Source organism: Longispora urticae (assembly GCF_053902585.1).
In genome coordinates this window covers 36,763-60,370 of record NZ_JAQZSH010000028.1, presented here as the reverse complement: position 1 = coordinate 60,370, position 23,608 = coordinate 36,763, and the positions used below count along the sequence as shown (strand labels likewise).

The window sequence follows — 23,608 nt, the reverse complement described above, 5'->3', positions numbered from 1 at the left end:
AGCTCATTTGCCCGAGCCGACTCTCCTGGAGCACATGTATGTCCAGTTCACGCGCCAGTCTCACTGATCTTTCCCGTGGTGTGCCGTTCTCGCGCCGCCATATCGGTCCTTCGGCCGCCGATTCGCAGAAGATGCTGGACCTGGTCGGTTACGGCTCGACCGAGGAGCTGCTCGACGCGGCGATCCCGGACGCGATCCGTACCCAGCAGGGGCTGAGTCTGCCGGCGGCGGCGACGGAGCCGGAGGTCATCGCGGAGCTGCGGGCGATCGCCGCGCGTAACCGTCCGATGGCGCAGATGATCGGTCTGGGGTACTACGGGACGCACACCCCGCCGGTGGTGTTGCGCAACGTGCTGGAGAGCCCGGCGTGGTACACGGCGTACACGCCGTACCAGCCGGAGATCTCGCAGGGGCGCCTGGAGGCGCTGCTGAACTTCCAGACGGTCATCTCGGACCTGACGGGTCTGCCGACGGCGGGCGCGTCGCTGCTGGACGAGGCCACCGCGGCCGCGGAGGCGATGACGTTGACCCGGCGGGTGAGCAAGGTCAAGAGCGACCGGTTCGTGGTGGACGCCGACGCGTTGCCTCAGACCATCGCGGTGATCGAGACCCGGGCGGAGCCGCTGGGTATCGAGGTGCTGGTGGCCGACCTGTCGCAGGGGCTGCCGGAGGGTGAGTTCTTCGGGGTGCTGGTGCAGTACCCGGGGGCGTCCGGGGTGGTCCGCGACCACGAGGCGCTGATCGTCGACGCGCACGCGCGCGGTGCCCTGGTGGCGGTGGCGGCGGATCTGCTGGCGTTGTGTCTGCTGCGCGCGCCGGGTGAGATCGGTGCGGATGTCGCGGTGGGGTGTGCGCAGCGGTTCGGGGTGCCGATGGGCTTCGGTGGTCCGCACGCCGGTTACATGTCGGTGCGGGCGGGTCTGGAGCGCAACATGCCGGGCCGTCTGGTGGGTGTGTCGAAGGATGTGGACGGCAATCCGGCGTACCGGTTGGCGTTGCAGACCCGGGAGCAGCACATCCGGCGGGAGAAGGCGACGAGCAACATCTGCACGGCGCAGGTGCTGCTGGCGGTGATGGCGTCGATGTACGCGGTGTACCACGGTCCGGACGGGTTGCGGCAGATCGCGGAGCGCGCGCACCGGATGGCGACCGTGCTGGCGGCGGGGTTGCGTGAGGGTGGTGTCGAGGTGGTGCACGGGGCGTTCTTCGACACGGTGACGGCGCGGGTGCCGGGTCGGGCGGCGGAGGTGGTGGCGTCCGCTGCTGAGGCGGGGGTGAACCTGCGGCTGGTGGACGCGGACCTGGTGGGTGTCTCGTGTGACGAGACGACCGTTGACGGTGACCTGTTGAGTGTGTGGCGGGCGTTCGGCCTGTCGTCGGTGTCGGTGTCGGATCTGGACGCGTCGACGCCGGACGCGGTGCCGGCGGGGCTGTTGCGGTCGTCGGAGTTCCTGACGCACCCGGTGTTCCACGCGCACCGGTCGGAGACGGCGATGCTGCGGTACCTGCGGGCGTTGTCGGACAAGGACTACGCCCTGGATCGGGGCATGATCCCGTTGGGTTCGTGCACGATGAAGTTGAACGCCACCACGGAGATGGAGGCGGTGACGTGGCCGGAGTTCGCGGACATCCACCCGTTCGCCCCGTCGGAGCAGGCGGCCGGGTACGAGTCGCTGGTGAGCGATCTCGAGGGTTGGTTGGCGGAGGTCACCGGGTACGACGCGGTGAGTGTGCAGCCGAACGCGGGTTCGCAGGGTGAGTTGGCGGGTCTGTTGGCGATCCGGGCGTATCACCGCGACAACGGGCAGGCGCACCGGGATGTGTGTCTGATCCCGTCGAGCGCGCACGGCACGAACGCGGCGTCGGCTGTGATGGCGGGGATGCGCGTGGTCGTGGTGGCGTGTGACGACGAGGGCAACGTGGACCTGGTGGACCTGGACGCGAAGGTCGACAAGCACCGGGAGAACCTGTCGGCGATCATGGTGACGTACCCGTCGACGCACGGGGTGTACGAGGCGGGGATCACGCAGTTGTGTGCGAAGGTGCACGACGCGGGTGGTCAGGTGTACGTGGACGGGGCGAACCTGAACGCGTTGCTGGGGTGGGCGAAGCCGGGTCACTTCGGGGCGGACGTGTCGCACCTGAACCTGCACAAGACGTTCTGCATTCCGCACGGTGGTGGCGGTCCGGGTGTGGGGCCGGTGGGTGTGCGGGCGCACCTGGCGAAGTACCTGCCGGGGCATCCTCTGCACAACGAGTCGCCGGTGGGTCCGGTGTCGGCGGCGCCGCACGGTTCGGCGGGCATCCTGCCGATCTCGTGGGCGTACCTGCGGCTGATGGGTCCGGACGGTCTGACCCGGGCGACGGCGTCGGCGGTCCTCGCCGCGAACTATGTGGCGGCGCGGCTGCGGAACCACTACCCGGTGCTGTACTCGGGCAACAAGGGTCTGGTGGCGCACGAGTGCATCCTGGACCTGCGTGGGATCACGAGGGACTCGGGTGTGACGGTGGATGACGTGGCGAAGCGTCTGGTGGACTACGGGTTCCACGCGCCGACGATGTCGTTCCCGGTGGCCGGCACGTTGATGGTGGAGCCGACGGAGTCGGAGGACCTGGGTGAGTTGGACCGGTTCTGTGAGGCGATGATCGCGATCAAGGGTGAGATCGACCAGGTGCAAGCGGGGGTGTGGCCGGCGGAGGACAACCCGCTGCACAACGCTCCGCACACGGCGGCGTCGGTGACGGTGGACGAGTGGTCGCACGCGTACTCGCGGCAGGTGGCGGCGTATCCGGGTGGGGTGTCGGCGGTGAAGTACTGGCCGCCGGTGCGTCGGATCGATCAGGCGTTCGGTGACCGGAACCTGGTGTGTTCGTGCCCGCCGCCGGAGGCGTTCGAGGAGTAGGTGGGTAGACGGTTAAGGGGCGTCCCGGGTGGGGCGCCCCTTAGTTGTCGGGTGTCAGGCCGCTGTGAGGTGCAGGGCCGGTCCGCGGTGCGGTGCGATGGTCTGGCCGTCTGGCAGGAGTTCGCCCGTGTCCTCGAATATGATCACGCCGTTGCACAGGAGGCTCCATCCCTGTTCGGGGTGGTGGTGGGTGATCCTGGCGGCTTCGCGGTCTACGGCCTCGGCGGTGGGGCAGGCTGGCTGGTGGGGGCACATTGTCGGTTCTCCGGTCTGGCGTGACGTGTCTCACAGACGCAGTTCGCACGCTATCAAGTTCAACGGCATTTGTGGCACACAGTAACGGGGTGGACGGAAGAAATGACCATTCGGTTGAGTCTGACGGCTCCTCCAGTCACTCCGCGTAATTGTCAGGGGACGGTGAGGGTTCGGGATCGGCTCGAGTGGCGGGTCGGGGACCCCGGTGATCCGGCCGCTCTGGCTGAGGAATTCCTCACCCTCCACCGTATGCCGGTCGCGGACCTGTCGTTACTTCCAGGAGGCTCTTGTCCAGGCGGGCCGACGGGTTCGCTGTGCGGGGCGGCGGTGCTGCTGTCCGGGGCGGGCGGGGCCGCGGCGATCGGGGCCCCGACGGGCGCGCCGTCCCCGTCGCCCGCGGTGCCGGATCTGGCCGTGGTGGTCTACGAACACTGCCCGCCGGTCGCGCCCGGGGAGCCGGGGAGTTGGCGGCTGGGGGCGTGGGCCCCGTCGTGGAGTACCCGTCAGCACGCTGAGGCGGTCGCCAGCGTCCGTGCGGCCATCGGGCGGGGTGACGTGTACCAGGTGAACGTGGTGGGCCACTGGTCGGCCTCGTACGTGGGGGACCCGTCGGCGGCCCTGGCGCGGGTGGCCGCGATCGAGGGCGCCGTGTACGGGGGTGTGCTGTCCGGTGACGGGTGGGCGGTGGCGTGCGCGTCGCCGGAGACCCTGGTGTCGGTGGCCGGCGGCCGGGTGGAGTCCCGGCCGATCAAGGGCACCCGGCCGGCGACGGAGCAGGGCCGGCGGGAGTTGCTGGCGTCGGCGAAGGAACGCGCCGAGCACATCATGATCGTGGACCTGGTCCGCAACGACCTGGCGCTGGTGGCCCGGACGGGTTCGGTGCGGGTGGAGGAGCTGTTCGCGTTGCGCCGCTGGGTGGGGCTGTGGCAGGCCGAGTCGGTCGTGGCCGCCGAACTGGCCCGGGGGGTGGGGCTGGCCGGGCTGCTGCGGGCCGTGGCGCCCGGGGGTTCGGTGACCGGCGCCCCGAAGCGGGCGGCCCTGGCGCAGGTCGCGCGCCTGGAGCGGGTGGGCCGGGGGCCGTCGATGGGGGCGGTGGGGTTCGTGTCGCCGTACCGGCTGGATCTGGGGTTGACGATCCGGACGGTGGCCGCCGACGCCGGGCGGGTGCACGTGTGGGCCGGCGGCGGGATCACGTGGGGCAGTGAGCCGGCGGCGGAGGTGGCGGAGGCGGCGGCGAAGGCGGGCCCGATCTTCGGAGCGCTACGGGGATAGCGAAAGGGGGGAGCCGGTCGGCTCCCCCCTTCTTCGCGTGGTCTAGCTGAACAGCGCGTCGAGCATGACGGGGCCGATGTCGCGGGCCGTCTTGGACTGCAGGGCCCGGCCGCCGGAGGCGAGCGCGACCTTCTGCAGGGCGCCGAAGTCGGGGTTGGGTCCGTAGCCGATGGTGACGACCTGGACCTTCTTCTTCCCGTCCTCCTTGCCGTTGGAGTCCTTGAGCTTGGTGACGAGCGCGTCGAGGCTCAGGCCACCGGCGACGGTCTCCTCGGAGCCGTCGGTGATGACGACGACCACGTTGGCGGCCCCGTCGAGGTAGTGGCCCTGGACCTCCTGGTGCGCGGCCCAGGTGGTGTTGAACAGGGCCGTGTTGCCGACGGCGGCCAGGCCGTTGATCTGGCCGACGAGGTTGTCGCGGTGTTCGGGGTCCAGGGTCTTGATGGGGGCGACGGGCCGGTAGTCGGGGCCGCCGGGCGTCGGGGTGGAGAACGCCCACAGGCCGACGTGGGCCTGGGTGCCGAACATGCCGACCGCGTTGGTGGCGGCCTCCTTGGCCAGGTCGAGCTTGGTGCGCCCGCCGGTGCCGGGGACGACCTCGTTCATGGAGCCGGTGACGTCCATGACGAGGAGCAGGTTCACGGGCCGGGCCAGGGCCTGCCAGGTCTTGCGGGTGACCTTGACCGAGTCGGGCAGGAGCACGGCGCGCGGCAGGGTCTGGACCTGGGGCTGGATGCCGGTGGCGGAGGCGAGGTTCGCGCCGCCGATGCGGTTGGGGTCGCGGTAGCCCTCGGCCTGGAACGCGGCGCGCCCGTGGTCGCCGCGCAGGTAGGTGAGGAAGTTCTTCGCGACGGCCTGGCGGTCCTTGGTGGTCCAGGACGCGTTGAGGACCAGGAGGGGGATGTCGGCGTCGGCGCTGCCGCCCTCGGGGTACACGGCGACGAGGGGCACCTTGGGCTTGGTGGCGTTGTAGTTGATGATGTCGCGTTCCAGCGCGGGGAAGCCGGACACGTACTTGAGGGCGGCCTCGGCGCTCTGGGCGTCGGCCTTGGCGAGGCCGGCGAACAGCTGCTCGGTGCTCTCCTTGTACATGTCGGACTTGGAGACGGCCTGCTTGAAGTTCCAGACGGTCTGGCGTTCCTTGCTGTCGACCTCGCCGTCGTCGTTGGCGTCGGTGACGGCCATGAGGGCGTGCAGGCCGGCGGTGGACTTCGCCGGGTCGGTCATGCCGACCTTCAGGGCGCCCCATTCGGGCTTGCCGTAGCTCTCCCAGCTGGCGCCGCTGCCCAGGGCCGCGATGAGCGTCTCCCAGGTGGGCTTGTGGTCCTTCCACACGGTGGCGGACAGGGCCTTGACCATGGGTTCGGGCATGGCGATGACGGTGGGGGTGCGGGCGAGGCTGGGTTGCAGCTCGGGGAGGATGCGCTCGGCGTCGGCGTCGGCGGAGGCCTCACGGACCCAGGCGGTGGACGCGGGGATCCACACGTCGGGGGCGGGGCCGGTCAGGCGCGCGTCCCACTCGTTGCCGAGGGCGAGGGCGACGTCGGCGGAGTCCTTGGCCAGGACCTCGACCTCGACGCAGCGTTCCTCGCCCTTGGCGTCGGTGATGGTGGGTTCGGTCTCCTGCCATTCCCGGGCGAGTTTGTCGAGGATCGACTTCACGGACGGGTCGGCGAGGATCTCGGCGCGGACCGGGTCGCCGGAGCAGCCGCTGTTGGCGAGGTAGACGTACCCGCCGGTCATGCCGGACAGGACCAGCGTGGAGACGCTGGCGATGACGATCCACGGCGCGACGGTGAGGCGGCGGCGGGGCCCGCCCCGTCGGTGGGACCGCACGTTGGCATGACGGCCATGCGGTGCCATGGGGGTTCCTCCGTACACGTAGATCAAGCCTGGGACCGGCATAGTGTAGGGCGTCTACGGGCCGGTGTTGAGGGGTGGAACACGAGGCGTGACCTGGCACTTCAAGCCGTATCGGGCTCATTACACTCGGCTACGATTTTCGTCCGAATTTAATAGGACGTGCCTTGTATGGATAGATAAAGTTTGACCGAACGGTGTAGTCGAGTTGTTAACTAACCTCCCCACAGAGGGGTACCGGGACCGGACGCTACGGTGTCAGACATGACCATGCGACCCATCCGGATCATCGGCGACCCCGTGCTGCGCACCCCCTGCGACGAGGTCACCACCTTCGACGCCGGCCTGCGCGCCCTCGTCACCGACCTGATGGACACCCTCCTCGGCGCGCCCGGCCGCGCCGGCGTCGCCGCCCCCCAGATCGGGGTCGGGGCCAGGGTGTTCGTCTACGACGCGGGCGGCGCGCGCGGCCACATGGTCAACCCGACCCTGGAACTGTCCGCCGAACTGCAGGGCGGCGACGAGGGCTGCCTGTCGGTGCCGGGCCTGTGGTACGAGACGCCGCGCGCCCAGCGGGCCGTGTGCCGGGGCTTCGACCAGCACGGCGAGCCCCTCGTGGTGGAGGGTTCGGGGTTCCTGGCCCGGGCGTTGCAGCACGAGACGGACCATCTGTCGGGCAGGCTGTACGTGGACACGTTGACCGGGGACACCCGCAGGCAGGCCCTGCGCGCCATCCGGGCCGCGAACTGGCCGCGGACGACCGCCAGCGCCTGAGGGGGAGTCATGCGCGCCACGACCATCCACGCCCCGTTCGACATCCGGGTCACGGAGGTGCCCGACGCGGCGCTGCGCGACCCAGGGGACGCGGTGGTGCGGGTGACGCACGCGTGCGTGTGCGGCAGTGACCTGTGGGCGTACCGGGGCGTGTCGAAACGGAAACCGGGGCAGCGCATCGGGCACGAGTTCGTGGGCGTGGTGGACTCCGTCGGCCCGGACGTGGTGACGGTGCGGCCGGGGGACACCGTCATCGCCCCGTTCGTGTGGTCGGACGGGGTGTGTGACTTCTGTACCGAGGGCCTGCACACGTCGTGTCCGCACGGCGGGTTCTGGGGCTCGCCCGGTTCCGACGGCGGGCAGGGCGAGGCCGTGCGCGTCCCCTACGCCGACGGGACGCTGGTGAAGGTCCCCGAGGGCACCGACCCGGCGCTGACCCCGGCCCTGCTGTCCCTGTCCGATGTCATGTCCACCGGCCACCATGCCGTGATCCGGGCCCTCGCCGGCCCCGGCCCGGGCCCCGACGGGTGGGTCGCGGTCGTCGGTGACGGCGCCGTCGGCCTGTGCGCGGTGCTGGCGTTCCGCCGCCTGGGGGCGCGCAACATCATCGCCCTGGGCCGCCACCCCGGCCGCACCGCCATCGCCGCCGCGTTCGGGGCCACCCACATCGTCGCCGAACGCGGCGAGGCCGCCGTCGCCGCCGTGCGTGAACTCACCGGCGGGCACGGCGCGCACCACGTCGTGGAGGCCGTCGGCACCGAGGAGTCGATGCGCACCGCCCTGGCCGCCACCCGCGACGGCTGCACCGTCGGCTACGTGGGTGTCCCGCACGGCGGCAGCGCCGGGGTCGACATCGCCGACATGTTCAACCGCAACGTGTCCCTGCGCGGCGGGGTCGCCCCCGCCCGGGCCTACATCCCCGAACTCCTCACCGACGTCCTCGCCGGCACCCTGGACCCGTCACCGGTGTTCGACATGACCGTGCCGTTGAAGGACACCCCCGACGGGTACGCGGCCATGCACGAACGGCGCGCCCTGAAGGTCCTCATCGAGATCTGAGCAGCACCTGCGGTTTCGGGTGTGACAGGAAGTCGTGGTGGGACACCTCGTAGCCGTAGGCGCCCGCCAGGTCGAACACGAGCACGTCCCCGACGCGCAGCACGTCCACCGGCTGCTCGCGGCACAGGATGTCGCGGGGCGTGCACAGCTCCCCGGCGGCGGTGACCGGCACCCCGCGCACCTCCGGCCGGGGCAGCCCGTACGGCCACCCGTCGACCGGGTGCACCGTGAACGGATGGTCGTAGCCCCACGCGGCCGGCAACCGGAAATGGTGCGTGCCGCCCCGCAGGAGCGCGAACCAGTGCCCGTGGCTGCGTTTGAGGTCCAGGACCTCCGCCGCGTACCGCCCGGCAGGGGCGGCCACGTACCGGCCCACCTCCACGACCAGGCGCGGATCGACCGGCACCCGGGCGGCGAACACCCCCAGGTCGAACGCGTCGTCGCCCGTGTAGTCCACGCCCAGGCCGCCGCCGATGTTGACGACCTCCGCGCCCGGCAGCACCGTGTCGGTGTAGGCCACACAGTCCGCGGCGAACCGGGCGTGCGCCGCCGCGTCCAGGTTGTTGGACACCGCGTGCAGGTGCAGACCCCGCAGCCGCAACCGCCGGGCCCGCCGCGCCGCCCCCAGCACCCCCGGCAGGGCCTCCTCGTCGATCCCGAACGCGGTCGGCGCGCCCGTCATCCGGTGCGACCCCGACAGGGGGGAGGTGGCCCGGTTGACGCGCAGGCAGATGTCCACCGGCCGGTCGGCGAGCCGGTCGAGGCGGGCCAGTTCCCACGCCGACTCCACGTTCACCATCGCCCCCGCAGCCACCGCGGCGAGGAGCTCCGCGTCGGTCTTCGCCGGGCCGCCGAACACGATCCGCCGCGCCCCCGCCGCCACCGCCTTCACCAGCTCACCGCCCGACGCCACCTCCAGGCCGTCGGCCACCGCCACGGCCGCCTCCAGCAGCGCCGGATGCGAGTTCGCCTTCACCGCGTAGAACAGGCCCGCACCCGCCGGCAAAGACGCCCGCACCGCCGACAACCGGTCGGCCAGCACACCCGGGTCGTACAGGTACGCGCACACCGGGCGCGCCGCGTCGCCGATCACGCCGCGAGGGGATTGTCGACCGGCACGTACACGTCACCGCCGTCTTCGATGCGCATCCGCACCAGGGCCTTGTGCGCCCACGGCTCCGTCGTGAACACCGCCAGGTCCCTGGCCGCCGCCGCACCCACCAGCGGATCGTCGACCAGCGGCCCGTACACCTCCCGCAGCACCCGGCCCACCGCCGCCCAGCCCACCGCCCCCAGCCCCAGGCCGTCGACCACCGCCCCCAGATGGTTACCCAACGCCGTGTACGCCACCTTCGCCCGCAACGAGTCCACATCATCGGTGCCCGTCACCGAACCCGGCCACAACGTCAACGGATGCCCCGCCGCCCGCAACCGCGGCCCGTGCAGCCGCACCCCACCCAGGTCCCGGAACACCATCCGCGCGCACTCCCCGCCCCGGAACAGGGGCACACAGTTCTGCAGATGCGCCTCCAGGCCCACCCCGTGCGCCAACAACCGCAGCACCGGCCCCAACAGGGCACCCGCGTACCCCGACAGCCACGCCACCGGACCGCCCGGATGCGCCGCGGCGAGGAGCTCCAGGACGGTGGAACCCGTCACCGGGCACACCGCCGGCAACGCGTTGGCCGGCACCGCCAACTCACCCCCGGCCACCACCCCGGCGAGGGGATGGCGCACCACCGCCGTCACATCCCGCTCCGACTCGGGCAGCAGCGCCCCCGCGCCCGCGAACTCGCCCAACAACACCCCGCCCGTACCCGCCAACAGGGTCTCCACCAACGCCGACACCGGCGGACCGTTACGGGCCGTGGCCACCGAGATCGACCGGCGCGTCGACGTGATCTGCACATCCAACGACACCTTCACCAACTGCCCCGAAGACGTCAGCACCGTGCGCAGGGACGCCGTCGGCGCCGCCGGCACCCGCACCCCCTCCACCAGCCGCCACAAACCCGCACGACCCGCCCCGGCGTGCCGCTTGCGGAGGACCTCCGTCAACTGCCACGGATGCACCGGCTGCGACACGTACCCCTCCGGCGCCGCCGGCAGGCCCAACGCCGCCCCCACATCGTCACCCACGTGCACATCCGACCGCAGCGCCACCACCGCCAGGTCCAGCCCCGGACCCTCCAGGTCATAGGCCAACACGTCCGCCACACTCATCCCCAGCCGCGTCCGGCCGCACGGATGCAGATTGTGCCCCTCCGTCGCCAGGCGCTCCAGGAACAACACCCCCTCATCCGGCCCCAGCCGCCCCGCCACCGACACCGCGTCCGGGCCGTCCACCACCGGACGGCGCGCCGTCCCGATCGCCAGGTTCACCACCGCGTCCACCAGCTCCGCCGGCAACGAACCCACCTCCCGACCCACCAGCAACGTCAACAACGCCGCCGGGTCCGTCACCGCGACCCGCGCACACCCCGCCTCATGCCACACCGGCCCCACCAGCGACAACGTCGACCCGGCCCCCACCTCGCCGGCGAACGTCACCACCCCACCCGACAACGCCGGCCACACCCACACATCACCCAGAGCCCGCAAACCACCCCGCAGACCCGCCACATCCTCCGTGTACAGGGCACCCGCCAGACGCGCGCACACATGCGCCGCCGCCCGCGGCAACGCCGCCCGGAACCCGCCCACCAACCCGTGCGGCAACTGCGGCACCGCCCGCGCCGCGGCCGCCGCCAACAACGCCGGCAACGTCGACGGAGCGACCGTCACAACGCCCCCACCGGACTCGGCACCCACGCCCACACATCCTCCAACGGATCAGCGGCCAACCGCATCGTCATCAACGCCTTCACCGGCCACGGCCCCCGCACCAGAGCCCCGTGCCCCGACAGCGCCTGCGCCACCGGCCACCACAACAACCGCGGCGACACCCCCGTACCCCGCGCCAGGACCGCCACCACCTCCCCGAACAACGTCGACAACGCCGAAGACGCGAACTTCGCCCGCAACACCGCCGGATCATCCGTCGCCACATCCCCGAACAACGGCGGACAGTCGATCCGGTGCCGCGCCAACAACGCGGGGGACACCCGCACCCCGCCGAAATCGCGGTACACCCCCCGCACCGGCAGACCATCACGCAACACCACCATCGTGTTCTGCCCGTGCGCCTCCAACGCCACCCCCACCGTCAACAACGCCAACAACGGCGGCAGGACCGCGTCCACCAACGCCGACACCCACCCCACCGGATCGGCCCCCGCCAACCCCACCACCAACGGCTCCGGCCCCGCACACAACGCCGACACCGCCGACACCCACTCACCCGCACCCAGCACCGGACCCGCCCGCAACACCGCCGCCCGCTCCCGGTCACCACCCACCGACCCCGCCGCCGGCTCGCCCAACACCTCCAGGCCCGTCAACGACGCCACCAACGCCGACAACGCCGGACCATTACGCACCGACGCCGCCGACACCGTCCGCACCGCCGACGTCATCTGCACACTCACCGCCGTCTTCACATGCCACCCGTCGGCCAGAACCAGAGTCCGCAACGACATCAACGGCCGCCCCCGCACCGTGCCCGCCACCACCGCGCCGCCCGCCCACACATGCTCCCGCTGCCACGGATGCACCGGCAACAGGAAGTCCGCACCATCCCGCCACGGCCAGTCACCCACCCCCACCCAGTCCGCCGCCCGCACCCGCACCAGATCCACATCCACCACCGGACGGAACTCCGGAGCGAAACGCACCTGCTCCGCCGCCGACATGCCCGTGCGCGTCCGGCACAACGGATGCAACGGATGACCGTCCACCACCCGGGCCTCCACATCCGCCAGATCCCACGGAACCCAGGAACCACCCGACGGGTACCGGGGGACAGGGGAGCCCCCGGACGTCCCCGTGAGGTGGGCAGACCCCGCGCCGCCGGGGGAGAGAGGCGCGCCCGGTGAGCCCGGGGCCCGCCCGCCAGCGCCCACCGCGCCCCGATCCGCCCCCGTCGCCGGCCCGGGGCCCGCCGCACCCGGGGCGTGTCCGGGGGCCGTCCGCGACAGGGCCAGGTTCGCCACACTGTCCGCCAACTCCGCCCGCACCCGCGCCGGCCAACCCAACCCCGCCGCCAGCCGCTCCGGATCGTTGTACCCGACCCCGCCCAACGTCACCGTCAACCCCGCCGGACACACCGCGAACGGCACCCCCGCCTCCGCCGGCCCCACCAACCGGCGCCCGTCAGCCAGCGTCACCACCGTCTCGCCCGCCACCGACTCCCGGGACACCACCCCCGGCAACGGCTCCCTGCACAACGCCCCCCACACCCTGCCCAGCACCGCGGCCCGGGCACCCGGAAGTTCCACCAACGGGGTCGACACGAACCCAAACACCCCAATCCGAAAAGTAAGGGCAACCTTACAGGCGGTTCACCTCAGCCGTTAGGCCAGTGGTCACCCACCCCGCACCGTGGCAGGCTACGCCCCGATGAGCACGCCCGAGCAGCACCGACACGACGCCGGCGAACCCCGCCACGCCCGGCGCCCCGGCCGGGCGGCCCCCATCACCGCCAGCATCGTCCTGGCCCTCGCAGCCCTCACCGCCGGCACCGCCCTCGCGTTCCGCACCCTCGAGGACACCCCCGCCCGGGCCACCACCACACCCCCCGCCGGCCCCGCGAACACCGCACCCGCCCCCAGCGCCGCACCCACCACCGGCCCGGCCCCCCTCACCTACCCCGCCGACGGCCCCGGCACCTACACCACCATCGGCGACACCGGACCCGTCCGCGGCACCACCGGCACCCTCCTGCGCTACCACATCGCCATCGAGAACGGCCTCACCCAACTCGACCCCACCACCGTGGCCACCCTCATCGACAACACCTACAACGACCCCCGCGGCTGGACCTCCGCCGGCGCCTGGCGCTTCCAACGCGTCGCCGCCGCCCAACCCGCCGACATGACCATCTACCTCGTCACCCCCGGCACCCGCGCCAAACTCTGCGGCGACCCCGCCGACCGGTACACCAACTGCCGCACCGGCGACAAGATCATCCTCAACGTCGCCCGCTGGGCCCGCTCCGTACCCGACTACGGCGCCCCCCTCGACGCCTACCGCCAATACGCCCTCAACCACGAGACCGGCCACCGCCTCGGCTACGACCACGAACTGTGCCCCGCCACCGGCAACGCCGCCCCCGTCATGCAACAACAGACCCTCGGCCTGCACGGCTGCGCCGCCAGCGCCTGGCCCTACCCCGTCAAGGGCATCCGCAACGCCGGCAACCCCGGCCAGTACCCCGACCCCATCCCCACCGACTAGAACCCCACCTGCGGAGATCCGCACACAGGGGGAGCGGGACATAGGGGGAATGGGACGTCGGCCGGGACATGAGCCGTCGGCTCCGCATCGGCGCGCCAGACGATGAATCCCTAGCGCATCCGGACTGGTAGCCGTGCGCGGAGCCGGTAGCCGTGCCCGGACACAGCCGGCGGCGCGCCCAGGCCCGGCCACAGACCCGAACATCCCCGGTCGCAGGGAACGAGACGCTGGCCGAGGCGCAGACCGGAACCAACCACGACCGGCGCCCGGAACGCCACCCGCTTCCCGCAGCATCGGGGGAGGAGGCGCGCCCCGACATGGCCGGTCACCACAGCCAGCGCCGGGGATACCCGGAGGTCACGGGGATGCGTAACCGAGCAGCCCCACCGCCCCGCCACTCTCCGATGGTCGCCTCGCAGGGGAGTGCGAGGGGGAACCCAGTTGGCCGAACGATCCGGCAAGCGGACCACGGCTACGCCCACCCCTCGGCACCGTCCACAGCCCTGACCAAACACTCGACGAAGACTGGAACATGTCCCCGACACATCACAGTCCGAGGTCAGCGAAGCTCACATGCGACAGCAGAGGGAAAGCCTCGGTCCGGTGACCGAAGCCCCCGCCGTCCGCCACGTACTCCGCACTGATGACCACGACATGTAGGGGACTCTCGCAGGCACTCACCGCCCGGCGAGGCCCGCCACCTGACCCGGCGGCGCGCCGCAGCCGCACAGGACGAGCCGAGACGGACACCCGGCGGTCGGGCACGCCACAGGTCGCCGGCCGCAGCCGGCAACCCGCCTAGCCGCCAGCCAGAACCCGGTCCAGCATCGTCCGACTCGTCGAATGCATCACCGGCAGATCCTCCAGGTCGAACCACGTGGGAGTACCCATCGTGCCGTCGAGCTCGGCACGGGGCTGCCCACCGGTCACCGCGACCAGGTACACCAGGTACACGCAGTGCCAGTCCACCGAGAGCCCGGGAAGCTCCAACCGGCGATGATCCGACCCCACATGCGAGAGCCCGTCCACCCGCACCGCGTACCCGGTCTCCTCGGCCAGCTCCCGGACCACCGCCTCCTCCGGATGCTCACCGTGTTCGACTCCACCACCGGGCAGCATCCACAGACCCACCTCGCCCGAAACCTCCGTCCGCGCGATCGGGACCAGCAACACCCGACCATCGCGAACCACGACCCCGTAGGCGGACACCCGCTGACGCTTCTCCATGCGCGCCATCATGGCCGAACAGCACGACGAACGTCAGCCCCGTCCCGCCACAGCCACCCGGCACGGCCCGGTCCACGTCACCCGGGCACGCCAGCGCCACCAGCTGACCCAAAGACCACCGACCAGGGCCGCCACACAGAGTTGAGCGCGGGCGCAGGGGGGACGAGGAGACGGTCACCTCGGCGAATTGTCGGACGGCGACGCACACGACGCACCAGGGGCCGTCGGACGTCCAGCCGCGAGGAAGCACCAAGAGTCATGGGAGGTCCAGCCGCAGGGAAGCCCAGGAACCACGGAAGTCCGGCGTCAGGAAAGCGCAAGGAGACGGCGAAGGTCCAACCGCACGGGATCGTCGGACAGGCCGCGGACCACAGAGTGCGGACACCGGGGGAGCCGCAGCTTCCAGAACACCGGAGGAACCCGCAACGCCCCGGACACCGGGGGAAACCCCGGCCGTGCGCGGGGCGCGGGCCGCCGGAGCTCGCAACGCCCCGAACACCGGAGGAGCCCCCCAACGCGAAGACCGCCGCCCGGGACACCCCGGCACGACGGCCACCACACCACAACAACCAACCTACGACTGTGGCAACTCCGCCAACCTGGCCTCCACCTCAGCCAACTGCCGCCGCAACCGGTCAGCCTCCTCCTCAGCAGCCGCGCGCGCCGCCGACACCAGATCCTCCACAGCCTCCCGCACCGCCGGAGCATCCAACAACGCCACCATCGCCAACGCGTCCGGAGCCCGCACTGGCGTCGGCTTCGCCACCACCTTCACACCCCGCGCCGCCTGCACCGACCACACACCCTCCTGACACGTCAACGTCACCGTCAACTCCGCCGGAGCCTTCACCTTCGCCGGCTTACGAGGCGCGACAACCTTCTCCACAGCACCAGTCTCCATAGTCGTAATTGTCGGCTTCGGAGCCGGCGGCAACAACGGCGGCCCCGCCAGAACAGGCTCCGCCACCACCTCAGGCTCCGGCTCCGGCGCGCGCGGAGCCGGCATCTTCTTCGGCGGCACCAGCAGATCAGCGGGGGAGAACCCCAACTCATCCTTACCGAACCGCACCGTCACGAACTCCGGACCATCCGACGGATCATCCAACCGGACCACCTGACCCAGCTGACCCGCCATCTGCCCAGCCGACGGCGCGAACATCACCCGCGGCCGCTTGCCGGACTCCAAGACAGCCCGCAGACCCTCCACTTCCTCAGTGGACAACACGATTGACCTCCCAGAGTCACAACGTCCCGGCAATTTTTAGCACACCGGTACGACAAAGCCGCACTCCGACGCCCTACGACTCCTGCAACCGCTCCAACAACCGGTACGACGGATTCGAGCGCGCCGCGTCCCGCAACTCCCGCGCCGTCGTCTTCAGATACCCCTGACTCGCCGACAACGACCGATGCCCCAACAACTCCATGATCTCCATCGCCGACGCCCCCGACTGCCCCAACCGCGTCGCGAACGTGTGCCGCAACGCGTGCACCAACGCCCCCCGCTCCACCCGGTCCGACACCCCCGAGTACCGGTAACACTGCCGCACCAGATACTGCAACTGGTTGCGCGTCAACCGCTCACCCCGCCCGTCCACGAACAACGCCGCCATCGTCGGCAACGGACGACGCTCCTGCGGCAACCGCGCCCGCCGCGACAACACGTACCCCTCGATCAGGTTCTCCAACGCCGGCTCCACCGGCAACGACCGGTCCGCGTCACCCTTACCCGCCCGCACCGACAACCGCCGCTCACCCACCGGCCCCGCCAGATCCCCGACCGTCAACGCCAACAACTCCGCACTGCGCAACCCCGTCAACAACAACGTCGCGATCACCGTCAGATCCCGCTCCGGCCACGGGTCGCGCGCCTTGCGGGCCCCACTGGCCAACGCCACCAGCAGGTCGTCGGGGGTGTCCTCGCCCCGCAACGGCTTCGGCTGGCGCGACGGCGGCTGCGGCCGGGCCACCCCGGCCATCGGATTGCCCTCCAGGACGCCCTCGGAGACGAGGAAACCGCAGAACGTGTTCCACGTCGACCAGCACCGGGCGATCGACGACTTCGCCCGGCCGTCCGCGAACGCCGCGAACGCCTTCCGCAAGGGGGACAGGGCCAGCGCCGAGCAGGGGAGGGCCTCCACCGGCACCCCGGCACGCTCGGCCAGGAGAGCGGACACGAACATCAGATCCCGCCGGTACGCCGCCACGGTGTGGGGGGAGTCCTTCCGCGGGGCGCGCGCGGTGAAAAAGCCGTCTATCGCGTCGATGATCCGGATCACGCGTTCAGTATGGCCTCCGGGTGTGACACTACCCGAATAGGTGTTTTGTCCGCATAACGCCACTTATGCTTAATTCATGGGAGGGGTACCGGGCGGGCGCGCGGCCGGGGGTGGGGCAACCGGGCGGGGTGGCGCGGACTTCCGCTCGCGCCCGCGGGGCTGACGGTCGACAGGGAGGTGCGATGGGGTGTGCCGGGAAGGTGGACGCGTGTTGGGGCCCGCCCGGCGCGTCGAGACGGCTCCAGGCTGGTCACGGACCGGCTCGCCGGCATCCTGGGCGCGGCCGGGTGGCGCGGCGGATCTGGTGTGTGCGGAGGCCCCGTTTCGCGTGCCAGGCCGTGGTGGGTGCGGCGGGTCGAATGTGTGTTCGGGATGTCCCCGCGCCCGGGCTGGGCGGCGGGGCGAACGCCCTGGGCAGTGCCTCCAGGGCCCGGGTCGGCTATCTCCGTAACCATAAAAAGGTCTTGGATCTTGATTTGGTGTTTCGGGCTCGACTCGGCTGAATCTTCCCGTAAGCACCTGCTTCCGTCACGGTGACGAAACAACGGGTCAGTGTCCGGGGCCGGAGTCGGGGAGGCTGGTGACTCGGGGCGTCGCCGAGGGCCTTCGTGGCAGACCGCCTCTGTCGGCGTCCATCGGCGGGCAATGTGGGGACCCGCCGCCGTCCGGAACTCGCTCCCGCCGGAACACTCCGCCCGCCCGGGCCCGCGCCTCAAGCCGAGCCATGCCGCTCACGCGCAGATCCAGACGGACGAACACGCGCGCGAACCTCGGGATGGACGCCAGGCCCGCACCGTGCCGGCCACGTCGGACAACCCCGTTCCAGCGCCTTCCCGCACCCACTCATCCTGTGGCGATAATCGACATTATGTTAAGTAAGCCGAATGGAGGCCCTCCCCGGGGCGACGAGAACCACTCGCTCCCGGTTGCGAACACTCCCCGAATCGTGCGGTACACAATCTGTCACATTGCGTGATGGTGCTGCCCGCGCCGCGAGCGCACCATGACGGTATGAACAGGCGTGCAACTGTGGGGGCCGTGTGCCTCGTGCTGTTGGTGGCCGCGCCGGGGTGCACCCGGTCCGAGCCGCGTCCCGCTCCCCCGTCGTCGTCGGCGACCCCGACCACGGCCCGGACGGGCACCCCGACTCCCCCGGTGAACACGCCGACCGCCGCCGGTCCGTCGGAGAACTACCGCACCTACACCACGAAGTGTGACTGGATGTGGCCCGGCGGTGGCGCGGCGTGCACGGTCACGCACCAGAACCCGGTGCCGCCGCTGTCGGGGGTCACGTCGATCGCGGCCGGGCAGCACTCCGGGTTCAACCGGTTGACGTTCGTGTTCACCCACGCCGTCCCGACGTACGACGTGCGCTTCGTCCGCGAGCTCCTCGACGGCGGTCGGGGTGTGCCCGTGCCGTTGGAGAACACCGGCGGGGTCGTCCAGATCCGCTTCGACGGGGCGCAGGCCAACGCGGTGACGTCGCAGCCGCCGCCGAAGGTGGCACTGAGCAGGATCGTGAGCTTCGCGAAGGGCGAGGACTTCGAGGGCGTCGTGCGGTACGGGATCGGGCTGGCCGGACCGGTCGGCGCGGACGAGCGGGTCCGGGTCCGGGTCGCCGAGGGGCAGCGGGCCGACGGGGCGTTCGTGGTGGTCGTCGACGTGGAGGGCTAGCAGCCCCCGGCCCCGGTCCCGGCCGCTAGCCGCTCCCCCACAGCAGCCAGGCAGCGCCGGCTCCCAGGTACGCGGCCGCGAGTCCGGCGCCGATGCTGGCGGTGGCGTAGCCGAGGGCGTGGTGGCCCCGTCGCTGTTCGATGAGGGCCATCATGTCGTAGCTGAACGTGGAGTACGTGGTCAGCGCCCCGCACAGTCCGGTGCCGAGGAGGTTCCACAGGCCGTCGCCGACGGCGCCGAGGAGGACGCCGGCGGCGAGGAAGCCCAGGAGCAGGGAGCCGGCGGTGTTGACGGCGAGGATGCCCCAGGGGAACGGGCGGCCGTGGCGGCGTTGGATCCACTGGTCGGTGACGTAGCGCAGGGGTGCTCCGACGGCGGCGCCCAGGGCGACGAGGAGCCAGGTCACGCGCGCCGCCCCAGCAGTGTCCCGAGCGTGACGGCGGCCAGTGCGGCGACGGGTGTCACGGTCAGGTACAGCAGTGCCATCCCCGGCCGGTGGGCGTCGAGGAGTTGCTGGGCTTCGAGGATGTAGGTGGAGAAGGTGGTGTACCCGCCGAGGTAGCCGACGCCGAGGAACAGGCGGTGCCGGGGCCAGCGGGCGAGGAGTACGCCGATGAGCAGGCAGCCGGTGATGTTGACGGCGAGGATGCCCCACAGGTCGGGCCAGGCGGTGGCCAGGGCGTGGCGGGTGAGGGCGCCGAGGGTGCCGCCCGCGGCGATGACGCTAAGCGTGCGCCAGTTCATGGCTGGTGATGGTAGTGGTGACGGGGATGCCGGCGGGTGGTGGCTGGTGGGTGATGAGCAGGACGGTGCGGCCGGTGGTGGCGGCGAGCAGGTCGTGTTGGAGCGCGGTGGCGGTGGCGGGGTCGAGGTGTTCGGTGGGTTCGTCGAAGACGAGGACGGGGAAGTCGGCGAGGAGGGCGCGGGCGAGGGTGAGGCGTTGGCGTTGGCCGCCGGAGAGGTGGGTGCCGTGTTCGCCGACGTGGGTGTGCAGGCCTTCGGGGAGGGTGCGGACCCAGTCGTCGAGGCGGGCGGCGGCGAGGGCGGTGTGCAGGTCGTCGTCGGTGGCGTCGGGGCGGGCGAGGCGCAGGTTGGCGGCGATGGTGCTGTCGAAGAGGTGGGCGTCCTGGGCGCACAGGCCGATGGTGCGGCGCAGGGTGTCGGGGTCGAGGGTGGCGATGTCGACGCCGCCGAGGAGTACCCGGCCGGCTGTGGGGTCGCAGAAGCGGGTGGTGACGGCGGCGAGGGTGGATTTTCCGCTGCCGGAGGGGCCGGTGAGGACGTGGGCGGTGCCGGCGGGGATGTGCAGGTCGGGGAGGGTGCGGCCGCGGGCGGTGAGTCCTTCGACGTGCAGGTCGTGGCGGCCGGAGGGGGTGGCGGTGGCGGGGCGGGTGGTTCCGGGGTCCAGGGCGGTGACGCGGTCCTGGGCGGCGCGGATCCGGGGCCAGGTGGCGGCGGCGGGGACGAGGGTGGCGAACAGTTCGTGCAGGGCGAGGGGTAGCAGGACGAGGACGGCGAGGTGGACGCGGTCGACGCCGGGGTCGGGGGCGGCGAGGGCGAGGGCGGCCAGCACCGCTCCCCCGGCGGCGGCCGCGGTGAGGGCGAGGGCGGTGCCGCGTCCGGTGGCGGCGCGGCGTTCGGCGGCGGTGAGGCGGGTGTCGGCGGTGGCGAGGTCGGCGAGGGCCCGGTCGGTCCGGTCGTGGGCGGTGAGTTCGGCGGCGGTGGTGAGGGTGGTGTGGATGTGGGTGGCGAGGTGGCCGTGCAGGGGTGCGAGGTGGGCTTCGGCGCGGCGGGCGTGCCGGCCGGCGAGCCAGGGTGCGGCGACGGCGACGGTGAGCAGGCTCAGGGCGAGGGCGGGGCCGGTGGCGGGCAGCAGGAGGGTGCTGAGGGTGATGCCGGCGGCGCCGACGGTGGCGGCGGTGGCGTAGGGCAGGGCGACGCGGAGCCAGCGGTCGGCGAGGGTGTCGATGTCGTCGACGAAGCGGGTGGCGAGGTCTCCGGAGCGGCGGGTGAGGTCGGCGTCGGAGCGTTCGAGGCGGTTCCAGGTGGTGACGCGGAGTTTCGCGAGGATGCGCAGGGCGGCGTCGTGGCCGGTGAGGCGTTCGACGTAGCGGAGGACGCCTCTGCCGATGCCGAAGGCGCGGACGGCGACGACGGCGACCATGAGGTAGAGGACGGGTGGGTGTTGGGCGGCGCGGGAGATGAGCCAGGCGGCGGTGGCGGTGAGGCCGACGGCGCAGGTGGCGGCGAGGGTGCCGGTCCCCCAGGCGAGAGCCAGACGACGACGGAGAACCTTTCGACGGGTACCGGCGGGGGCCGGCCGGTCGAGGGTCGGGGTCGCGGCGCGAGCGGTGACCGGTGCGCCCGGCCCGGCGGTGGGCTGCGGCTGTGCCGGTCGCGGTGCGGCGGGTTCGGGTGGTTCCGCCACGTCGAGGGTGATGACCCGGTCGGCGGCGGCGATGACGGCGGGCCGGTGGGTGGCGACGAGTACGGCGGCTCCCCGGGCGGCGTGTGCGCGCAGTACGTCGGTGATGAGGTGTTCGCGGTGCGGGTCGACTCCGGCGGTGGGTTCGTCGAGGAGCAGGAGGGCGGGTTGCCGGTCGAGGGCGCGGGCGAGGGCGAGTCGGCGTCGTTGGCCGGCGGACAGTCCGGTGCCGTGTTCGCCGATGGGTTGGGCGGGGTCGAGGTCGTCGAGGTAGGGGTGGGCGGTGGTGTCGACGAGGTCGGCGACGGTGCCGGGTGCGAGGTGGGGTTCCTGGGGTACCCAGCCGATGGTGCGTCGCCAGGCCCGCGGGTCGAGGTCGGACAGTGCGGTGCCGTCGACGGTGACGGCGTCGGTGGGTGTGAAGCCGAGGAGCGTGTTGAGGAGGGTGGTCTTGCCGGTGCCGGAGGGTCCGGTGACGGCGACGTACTCCCCCGGGTTGAGGGTGAACGTCAGGCCGGCGGGTGCGGGGGTGGGCCGGTCGGAGTGGCCGACGGTGAGGTCGGTGACCGTGAGGCGGGGCGGGGGCGCGGGCAGGGTGCCGGTGGGCGGGAGCGGGGTGTCGAGTACCTCGAAGGCGGTTTTCGCGGCCTCGAGTCCGTCGGCGCTGGCGTGGTAGTGGGTGCCGACGGCGCGCAGCGGCAGGTAGGCCTCGGGGGCGAGGAGGAGGACGAGGAGGGCGGTGGCGAGGGTGAGGTGGCCGTCGACGAGGCGCAGGCCGATGCCGACGGCGACGAGGGCGACCGAGAGGGTGGCGAGGAGTTCCAGGACGAGGGAGGACAGGAACGCCAGGCGCAGGGTGGCCAGCGTGGCGGTGCGGTAGTTGTCGGTGATCTTCGCGATCTGGGCGGCCTGGGCTTTGGCGCGGCCGAAGACCTTGAGGGTGGGCAGGCCGGTGACGACGTCGAGGAAGTGGTGGCTGAGGCGGTGCAGGGCGAGCCAGCGGCGGCGGGTGTGGGCGGCGGTGGCCATGCCGACGAGGGCCATGAAGATCGGGATGAGGGGCAGGGTGACGACGATGATGGCGGCGGAGGCCCAGTCGGCGGGTGCGAGGACGGCGAGGACGGCGGCGGGGACGAGGACGGCGAGGAAGAGCTGTGGGAGGTACCTGGCGAAGTAGCCGTCGAGGGCGTCGACGCCGCGGGTGGCGAGGCTGGTGAGGTCGGCGGTGCGTTGGCCGGTGAGCCAGGCGGGTCCGAGGCGCAGGGCGTGGGTGACGATGCGGGTGCGCAGGGCGGATTTGACGGCGGCGGAGGCGCGGTGGGCGGCGGCCTCGCTGGCCCATGCGACGGCGGCGCGGCCTCCTATGACGAGGGTGAGCAGGGCGAGGGCGCGGGGCAGGCCGGTGGTGTCTCCGGTGAACGCGGCGGCGAGGGCTGTGGACAGGATGAGGGCTTGGGCGATGACGAGGGCGGCGGTGGTGGCGCCGAGGGCGATGACGGCGGCGACGGCGGGGCCGGCGAGGCGCAGGAGGCGGGGGTTCACGCGGGAATGTCCTTGACGCTGATCCGCTTGCGGAACACCCAGTAGGTCCAGGCCTGGTAGCAGCCGACGATGGGGGTGAAGATGACGGCGACCCAGGTCATGATCTTCAGGGTGTACGGGGTGGACGCGGCGTTGGTGACGGTCAGGGAGTACGCGGCGTCGGTGGTGGAGGGCATGACGTTCGGGTAGAGGCCGAGGAACAGGGTGGCGACGGCGAGGGCGATGGTGGCGGCGGTGCCGGCGAACGCCCAGCCTTCGCGGCCGGCCCGGTGGGCGCCGAGGGCGGCCAGGAGCGCGACGGCGGCGAGGATCGCGGTGGCGAGGGCGGCGGGGTCGTAGCGCAGGCCGAGGGTCCAGGCGAGGAACGCGACGGCGAGCAGGGCGGTGACTCCCCCGGCGCGGGCGGCCAGGGCGTTGGCGCGGACCCGGATGTCGCCGCCGGTCTTGAGGGCGAGGAAGAAGGCCCCGTGGGTGACGAACAGGCCGACGAAGGTGAGGCCGCCGAGCAGGGCGTACGGGTTGAGCAGGCTCAGGACGGTGCCGGTGAACTCCTTGTCGGCGTCGATGGGTACGCCGCGGTAGATGTTGGCGAACGCGACTCCCCACAGGAGGGCGGGGACGGTCGAGCCGACGATGATGGCGAGGTCCCAGCGTTGTTTCCACTGCTTGTCGGGGCGCTGGTGGCGGTATTCGAAGGCGACGCCGCGGATGATGAGGGCGACGAGGATGGCCAGCAGCGGCAGGTAGAAGCCGGAGAAGAGGGTGGCGTACCAGTGCGGGAAGGCGGCGAAGGTGGCGCCGCCGGCGACGATGACCCAGACCTCGTTGCCGTCCCAGACGGGTCCGATGGTGTTGATGAGGACGCGGCGTTCGGTGTTGTCGCGGCCGAGGACCGGCAGGAGCATGCCGACGCCGAAGTCGAAGCCTTCGAGGACGAAGTAGCCGGTCCAGAGGACGGCGATGAGGATGAACCAGAGGGTGGTGAGTTCCACGGCCGTGCCTCT

18 protein-coding genes are annotated in these 23,608 nt (G+C 71.8%); 6 read left to right on the top strand and 12 right to left on the bottom strand.

Going from position 1 to position 23,608, the window contains the following annotated elements:
* Positions 1 to 38 precede the first annotated feature (38 nt).
* Positions 39 to 2,903 (top strand): aminomethyl-transferring glycine dehydrogenase, encoded by a 2,865-nt coding sequence (gene gcvP / locus PT931_RS18200; RefSeq protein WP_456246922.1) that lies wholly within the window; start codon positions 39 to 41, stop codon positions 2,901 to 2,903.
* A gap of 54 nt (positions 2,904 to 2,957) precedes the next feature.
* Here gcvP and PT931_RS18195 read toward each other — a convergent pair whose 3' ends face one another.
* Positions 2,958 to 3,158, bottom strand: coding sequence for a DUF5999 family protein (locus PT931_RS18195; protein WP_363722564.1), 201 nt, complete (start codon positions 3,156 to 3,158; stop codon positions 2,958 to 2,960).
* Positions 3,159 to 3,260: 102 nt separating this feature from the next.
* Here PT931_RS18195 and PT931_RS18190 point away from each other — a divergent pair, with 102 nt between their 5' ends.
* Positions 3,261 to 4,430, top strand: coding sequence for a chorismate-binding protein (locus PT931_RS18190; protein ID WP_456246921.1), 1,170 nt, complete (start codon positions 3,261 to 3,263; stop codon positions 4,428 to 4,430).
* Between the two features lie 42 nt (positions 4,431 to 4,472).
* On the opposite strand, the gene PT931_RS18185 is transcribed toward PT931_RS18190, so the two are convergent.
* Entirely contained in the window at positions 4,473 to 6,266 is a 1,794-nt protein-coding gene (locus PT931_RS18185; protein WP_363722561.1) for a substrate-binding and VWA domain-containing protein, read from the bottom strand.
* Between the two features lie 288 nt (positions 6,267 to 6,554).
* Here PT931_RS18185 and PT931_RS18180 point away from each other — a divergent pair, with 288 nt between their 5' ends.
* Positions 6,555 to 7,064, top strand: a complete 510-nt coding sequence (locus PT931_RS18180; protein ID WP_456246920.1) for a peptide deformylase — start codon at positions 6,555 to 6,557, stop codon at positions 7,062 to 7,064.
* Positions 7,065 to 7,073: 9 nt separating this feature from the next.
* Complete coding sequence (locus PT931_RS18175) at positions 7,074 to 8,123, top strand: zinc-binding dehydrogenase (RefSeq protein ID WP_456246919.1); 1,050 nt, start codon at positions 7,074 to 7,076, stop codon at positions 8,121 to 8,123.
* Here PT931_RS18175 and PT931_RS18170 read toward each other — a convergent pair.
* The 3 genes from PT931_RS18170 to PT931_RS18160 are packed head-to-tail and all read right to left on the bottom strand — an operon-like array spanning position 8,110 to position 12,514.
* Entirely contained in the window at positions 8,110 to 9,216 is a 1,107-nt protein-coding gene (locus PT931_RS18170) for an alanine racemase (RefSeq protein WP_456246918.1), read from the bottom strand. The two genes, PT931_RS18175 and PT931_RS18170, sit on opposite strands and share 14 nt — an antisense overlap.
* On the bottom strand, positions 9,213 to 10,907 hold the full coding sequence (locus PT931_RS18165) for an IucA/IucC family protein (RefSeq protein ID WP_456246917.1): 1,695 nt from the start codon (positions 10,905 to 10,907) through the stop codon (positions 9,213 to 9,215). The genes PT931_RS18170 and PT931_RS18165 overlap by 4 nt, the downstream gene beginning before the upstream one ends.
* Complete coding sequence (locus tag PT931_RS18160) at positions 10,904 to 12,514, bottom strand: IucA/IucC family protein (RefSeq protein ID WP_456246916.1); 1,611 nt, start codon at positions 12,512 to 12,514, stop codon at positions 10,904 to 10,906. Before PT931_RS18160 ends, PT931_RS18165 begins: the two co-directional genes overlap by 4 nt.
* 106 nt (positions 12,515 to 12,620) lie before the next feature.
* Here PT931_RS18160 and PT931_RS18155 point away from each other — a divergent pair, with 106 nt between their 5' ends.
* A complete protein-coding gene (locus tag PT931_RS18155; RefSeq protein ID WP_456246915.1) occupies positions 12,621 to 13,457 on the top strand; it encodes a DUF3152 domain-containing protein in 837 nt (278 codons plus the stop codon).
* Positions 13,458 to 14,255: 798 nt separating this feature from the next.
* On the opposite strand, the gene PT931_RS18150 is transcribed toward PT931_RS18155, so the two are convergent.
* The 3 genes from PT931_RS18150 to PT931_RS18140 all read right to left on the bottom strand — a co-directional run bounded on the left by PT931_RS18150 (position 14,256) and on the right by PT931_RS18140 (position 16,963).
* Positions 14,256 to 14,684 (bottom strand): NUDIX hydrolase, encoded by a 429-nt coding sequence (locus PT931_RS18150; protein ID WP_456246914.1) that lies wholly within the window; start codon positions 14,682 to 14,684, stop codon positions 14,256 to 14,258.
* Positions 14,685 to 15,258: 574 nt separating this feature from the next.
* Positions 15,259 to 15,906 (bottom strand): hypothetical protein, encoded by a 648-nt coding sequence (locus PT931_RS18145; protein ID WP_456247115.1) that lies wholly within the window; start codon positions 15,904 to 15,906, stop codon positions 15,259 to 15,261.
* Between the two features lie 76 nt (positions 15,907 to 15,982).
* Positions 15,983 to 16,963, bottom strand: coding sequence for a tyrosine-type recombinase/integrase (locus PT931_RS18140; RefSeq protein WP_456246913.1), 981 nt, complete (start codon positions 16,961 to 16,963; stop codon positions 15,983 to 15,985).
* Between the two features lie 1,011 nt (positions 16,964 to 17,974).
* Between PT931_RS18140 and PT931_RS18135 the strand changes: the two genes are divergently transcribed.
* On the top strand, positions 17,975 to 18,637 hold the full coding sequence (locus tag PT931_RS18135; protein WP_456246912.1) for an AMIN-like domain-containing (lipo)protein: 663 nt from the start codon (positions 17,975 to 17,977) through the stop codon (positions 18,635 to 18,637).
* 25 nt (positions 18,638 to 18,662) lie between these two features.
* On the opposite strand, the gene crcB is transcribed toward PT931_RS18135, so the two are convergent.
* The 4 genes from crcB to cydB are packed head-to-tail and all read right to left on the bottom strand — an operon-like array spanning position 18,663 to position 23,596.
* Positions 18,663 to 19,043, bottom strand: coding sequence for a fluoride efflux transporter CrcB (gene crcB / locus PT931_RS18130; protein WP_456246911.1), 381 nt, complete (start codon positions 19,041 to 19,043; stop codon positions 18,663 to 18,665).
* Entirely contained in the window at positions 19,040 to 19,381 is a 342-nt protein-coding gene (locus PT931_RS18125; protein ID WP_456246910.1) for a fluoride efflux transporter FluC, read from the bottom strand. The genes crcB and PT931_RS18125 overlap by 4 nt, the downstream gene beginning before the upstream one ends.
* A complete protein-coding gene (gene cydD, locus PT931_RS18120) occupies positions 19,362 to 22,604 on the bottom strand; it encodes a thiol reductant ABC exporter subunit CydD (RefSeq protein ID WP_456246909.1) in 3,243 nt (1,080 codons plus the stop codon). The genes PT931_RS18125 and cydD overlap by 20 nt, the downstream gene beginning before the upstream one ends.
* Positions 22,601 to 23,596: a cytochrome d ubiquinol oxidase subunit II gene (gene cydB / locus PT931_RS18115; RefSeq protein ID WP_456246908.1), complete on the bottom strand. Its 996-nt coding sequence runs from the start codon at positions 23,594 to 23,596 to the stop codon at positions 22,601 to 22,603. Before cydB ends, cydD begins: the two co-directional genes overlap by 4 nt.
* Positions 23,597 to 23,608: the final 12 nt, after the last annotated feature.

Excerpts from the sequence above, each read along its gene's own strand:
- gcvP (WP_456246922.1), top strand. The coding sequence starts at position 39 with ATGTCCAGTTCACGCGCCAGTCTCACTGATCTTTCCCGTGGTGTGCCG.
- PT931_RS18195 (WP_363722564.1), bottom strand. The coding sequence starts at position 3,158 with ATGTGCCCCCACCAGCCAGCCTGCCCCACCGCCGAGGCCGTAGACCGC.
- PT931_RS18190 (WP_456246921.1), top strand. The coding sequence starts at position 3,261 with ATGACCATTCGGTTGAGTCTGACGGCTCCTCCAGTCACTCCGCGTAAT.
- PT931_RS18180 (WP_456246920.1), top strand. The coding sequence starts at position 6,555 with ATGACCATGCGACCCATCCGGATCATCGGCGACCCCGTGCTGCGCACC.
- PT931_RS18175 (WP_456246919.1), top strand. The coding sequence starts at position 7,074 with ATGCGCGCCACGACCATCCACGCCCCGTTCGACATCCGGGTCACGGAG.
- PT931_RS18155 (WP_456246915.1), top strand. The coding sequence starts at position 12,621 with ATGAGCACGCCCGAGCAGCACCGACACGACGCCGGCGAACCCCGCCAC.
- PT931_RS18150 (WP_456246914.1), bottom strand. The coding sequence starts at position 14,684 with ATGGAGAAGCGTCAGCGGGTGTCCGCCTACGGGGTCGTGGTTCGCGAT.
- PT931_RS18135 (WP_456246912.1), top strand. The coding sequence starts at position 17,975 with ATGAACAGGCGTGCAACTGTGGGGGCCGTGTGCCTCGTGCTGTTGGTG.
- PT931_RS18125 (WP_456246910.1), bottom strand. The coding sequence starts at position 19,381 with ATGAACTGGCGCACGCTTAGCGTCATCGCCGCGGGCGGCACCCTCGGC.